The sequence below is a fragment of the Ignavibacteriales bacterium genome, from assembly GCA_026390775.1.
Lineage (GTDB): Bacteria > Bacteroidota > Ignavibacteria > Ignavibacteriales > Melioribacteraceae > Fen-1258.
Genome location: JAPLFF010000008.1, coordinates 1 through 4,326, shown reverse-complemented (window position 1 = coordinate 4,326; position 4,326 = coordinate 1). Strand labels below are relative to the sequence as shown.

The 4,326-nt window shown below is 34.9% G+C and carries 6 protein-coding genes; all 6 read left to right on the top strand.

The window, feature by feature from the left end; translation table 11 throughout:
* Nucleotides 1–113: 113 nt before the first annotated feature.
* Nucleotides 114–578: a hypothetical protein gene (locus NTZ27_12580; GenBank protein ID MCX6175581.1), complete on the top strand. Its 465-nt coding sequence runs from the start codon at nucleotides 114–116 to the stop codon at nucleotides 576–578.
* Nucleotides 579–614: 36 nt separating this feature from the next.
* Nucleotides 615–1,088 carry a hypothetical protein gene (locus NTZ27_12575; GenBank protein MCX6175580.1) on the top strand — a complete coding sequence of 158 codons (474 nt, stop codon included), beginning with the start codon at nucleotides 615–617 and terminating at the stop codon, nucleotides 1,086–1,088.
* 294 nt (nucleotides 1,089–1,382) lie between these two features.
* On the top strand, nucleotides 1,383–2,039 hold the full coding sequence (locus NTZ27_12570; protein MCX6175579.1) for a hypothetical protein: 657 nt from the start codon (nucleotides 1,383–1,385) through the stop codon (nucleotides 2,037–2,039).
* The gene (locus tag NTZ27_12565) at nucleotides 2,036–2,830 is read left to right on the top strand and encodes a hypothetical protein (GenBank protein ID MCX6175578.1); all 795 of its coding nucleotides are present in this window, start codon (nucleotides 2,036–2,038) and stop codon (nucleotides 2,828–2,830) included. The genes NTZ27_12570 and NTZ27_12565 overlap by 4 nt, the downstream gene beginning before the upstream one ends.
* Nucleotides 2,831–3,130: 300 nt before the next feature.
* Entirely contained in the window at nucleotides 3,131–3,379 is a 249-nt protein-coding gene (locus NTZ27_12560; GenBank protein ID MCX6175577.1) for a hypothetical protein, read from the top strand.
* Between the two features lie 104 nt (nucleotides 3,380–3,483).
* Nucleotides 3,484–4,326 (top strand): hypothetical protein (locus NTZ27_12555; protein MCX6175576.1); only part of this gene is annotated, 843 nt, incomplete at its 3' end.

Genomic DNA, 4,326 nt, shown 5'->3' with positions numbered 1-4,326 from the left:
CTAAGAAAGGTGGAACTTTAATCGGAACGCTTACTTATACAATGAATACAATTGGTACATCAATAAAAAAGAAATAGTTCTTAAATAAAAAATATTAATTGGAGACTAATTATATGAATTCGAAAATAAAAATATTCGTAAAGCTTCCTTTGCTGATCTTATTTACAGTATGCGCATTCCCGGCAAATATAGTTTTTGCACAAAATACAATTGGCGAACCTATTCAAGGTGTTCCTATCGGTTTGGAAGGCGACCCTGGTAGCATCATAATTGCCCGTGCAACAACAGATGTGGATGGCAAATTTACCTGTGATCTACCCGTAGGCAAATATAAACTTAAATTATCGTATGACCAGATTACAAGAAATATACGTAGCAAAGATAAAAACTACGCTTCAAACCCGGGCGGTTATGAAATTGACTTAATGCTTGTAGGACAAACAGCAAATGTCAAAGCGCCTGCAAAAGTAATAATCAACAAGGCAACAGGTATCATTAGTATTACGGTAGCTAAGGAAGGTGGAACTTTAATCGGAACTCTGACTTATACAATTGGTACATCAATAAAAAAGAAATAATACTTAAATAAAAAATATTAATTGGAGACTAATTATATGAATTCGAAATTCAAAATATTCGTAATGCTTCTTTTGCTGATTTTATTTACAGTATGCGCATTCCCGGCAAATATAGTTTTTGCACAAAATACAATTGGCGAACCTATTTCAGGCACTGATGTTGGTTTGGAAGGTGACCCTGGTAGCATCATAATTGCCCGTGCAACAACGGATGTGGATGGTAAATTTTCCTGTGATCTACCTGTAGGCAAATATAAACTTAAATTATCGTATGATCAGATTACAAGAAATATACGTAGCAAAGATAAAAACTACGCTTCAAAGCCGGGCGGCAGTGAAATCGACTTAATGCTTGTAGGGGCAAATATCAAAGCACCTGCAAAAGTAATAATCAACAAGGCAACAGGTATCATTAGTATTACAGTAGCTAAGAAAGGTGGAACTCTAAGCGGAAGGCTGACTTATGTTAAAGTTAAATCACCTAGTGACCAGATAAACCAAAGACGGTAAAATGAATTTTTTTATGTTTGTCCGTAGTCATAACCTAATTCGATGCAGATAGTAGCCAGTATTTAAAAATTTATTGCATTTAAGTCTAACTTTAAAAATCCTATTGATTCTGAGTTTTGGGAATTATAACTGTTTCTGTCTGAGAAAAGATGAACGGTGGCCACATAGACCATATTGTAAAACATTCAAAAAAGGACTATGATAAAATTTTATAAAATTGGATTATCTCTTATAACTATAATTTTATTAGGTAGCGGATATTGTTTTTCTCAATCTCATAAAACAGAAAAAACCATGAAGACAACAATTAATAATATTAAGACTAAAAATGTAGCATCTGTTTATCTAGATAAAAATGATCCTAAATTTATATCAATTAAAGATCGGGCAGTAACCGATCTGAAGCAGTCAATAAAAAGAGCAGACCCAGAGTCACCTGAGAATAAATTAATTGCAGCACAAATAAAAACATGGACATCAGAGAAGCAAAATAAATTGCCTGTATTATTTGAAAAATCAATAAAGGAGTATACGGCCCAGACGCAATTTGATGCCGAGACATTTCTTCTGGTATTTGATGAATTGGGAAAGAAGGATCAGAAAAAAATTGCAGAAGAGTATGACATTCGTGTTCAATACCTCGGCGATGATAAATATGTTGCTGAGTTTTGGGAAGATGGTCTTGCTGTAAATTCAGAAGCAAATGCCGTGGCTTATGCACATGAATTGGCTAATAGTGAATATGCTAAAAAACACCCGGATGGAGATGTTGGGAATGTCGAAGTAGTCAAAAAAAATTATGCTAATACTAGAAAATCTATTAAAGACGGTAAGCAGGAACGATACACTAAAATGATGGCTTTGCTTTATACAATAGAAAAGGATGGCTCGGTTACTTTTCACGATCCCGGTCAGCCGATAATTGATTTTGTTAAAAATAACAGTAAGTGAAGAAGGGCGAAATAAGAAAACTTAATTATGGTATTCCAACAATGCTCGTATCTTTGATTCGACGAGAAATTTGTGCGATCTTCATCGCACTGCTCTGTATTTTATTCGGTAGCGGATATTGTTTTCCTCAGTCTCAAAAAACAGAAAAAACCATGGACACAGCAATTAATAATATTCAAACGAAAAATGTAGCACCTGTTTACCTGAATAAAAATGATCCAATATTTATAACAATTAAAGGTCGAATGATAACCGATCTGAAACAAAGGTCAGACCCGGAATCAACTGAGAATAAATTAATTGCGACTAAAATGGAAACATTGACGAAAGAAAAACAAACTCAATTAGAAGCGTTATTTGTAAAATCAATTAACGATTATACCTCTCAGACGCGTTTCGAAATCGGGGAATTTATGCGGCATTTTAGTGAGCTGCAAGAGAAGGACCCGAAAGATATTGCAGAAGAGTATGATATTCGTGTTCAAAACCTCGGCGGTGATAAATATGCCGCTGAATATTGGGAAGACGGCATTGCTGTAAATTCAGAAGAACATGCCTTGGCCTGGGCACAGGAGTTGGTTAAGAGACAGGAGTTGGCTAAGATATCTCCGGATATTAATGGAGTTGTCAAAGAAGTCAAAAAAAAATATGAGGATGTCAGGAATTCTATTAAAGCCGGTAAGCGGGAACGATACACAAAAGTGATGGCTTTGCTTTACGTGCAGGAAAAGGAGGGCTCCATTACTTTTCACTACTCTTATCAGGCGCTGTTTGATTCTATACTCAAATAATTCATTTCAAATGTTACCCCTCCTGCAAGTGGAGGGGAATTCAACTTATTGAGGAATTCAATCTGAACTGGAGTTCTGAAGAAGTATAGACAAAAAGATACGATGAGGTTTTGGCTAGGCACAAACAAAAACATATCTGTAGTTTTGCTAGTGATAATTTTTGATAGGCGCAACTCTTTCTTCACTTACCTTTTAATTATTAAAACATACCGTTAATTTACCAATACATACCGCTTGCTTGTTAGCTGTTGTAACGGCTGACTATCGTATATAAATTCGATCAAAATTCTGGTAAAAAAATTGAATACTATAAAAAAACTGAAAGGTTTCTTCACAAAAAAGAATTCTGTTTCTGTCCCTCTCTTAATTATAAAAAAAGATACAGATGATTCTAATATTAAAGAATACAAATCAATTGAAGAAGCAATCACCGATCTGGAAAACGATCCGAATGTTCCTTCAGATAAAATAGAAAAGTTAAGATCATCACTCAAAAATCTGAAGTACAAAACTTCAATTAAGATTAAGAATGGTGAAATAATAAAATGAGAATAATTTTTATTGAATTAAAAACAGCAGGCATTATACATTGTTGACAGGACAAGGTTAATGCTGAATAAAATATAATTGCAAATGAATTAAAAGGATGTAGTATGCGAAAAATATTTTTACTTTTAACTTTCTTTTTCTTTGCCGGATTATCTTTTGCCCAGGATCAGGTGCAGGTTACACTATCACAGCCCCCGCCAAATCAACTGAGAGCTACAGATCTCTGGAAAGCAATACTCATAAATACAACCAAATCCACTTTACATATAACATTGTCCGGAACACTTGAAGTTAAAGGAGAAGGAATAGTTGTCGATGGGAAATCAGGACTAATAAGCTTACCTCCTGGAACAAAGATGATTACTTATAACGATGTTAAAACCGGGAATGTGAATTTCAAGCCAGGTAATTGGAGCGAAGCATTCAACCATACAGGTAACGCACCATCGGGAGATTATACAATTTGTATTCATGTAAAAGCAGAAGACGGAATAGAAATTGGCAGCAGCTGCATTGATCAAACTATAGCTACAATAATTCCGGAAGAGAGCCCTCATCTTACCGTGAAATTAATTCCGCCTCCGCCAAATCAACTTAAGACTACAAACCTTTGGAGAATTGTAGCAACAAATTCTAGCGCCTTAGGTTACAATGCATTTCTTATTACAGTTGATCTAAAAGAAAAAACTACCGGAATTCAAGTCGAGAGTAAATTAAGATCGGTCATGATCTCAGGATCAAAAAGTTTTTCATTCAATGATTTCAATTTAGCAGATTTAACCTACCGCAACACAAAACTTCAGGAAGCGTTTGGTAAGAATATGAATGCGCCTGATGGTAATTACACTATCTGCGTATATGTTAAAAATGAAAAAGGTGAGGAAGTAGCCAGAGATTGCATTGACCAAACCATTACCACAATAATTCCGGAAGAGGTAAGCCCACAT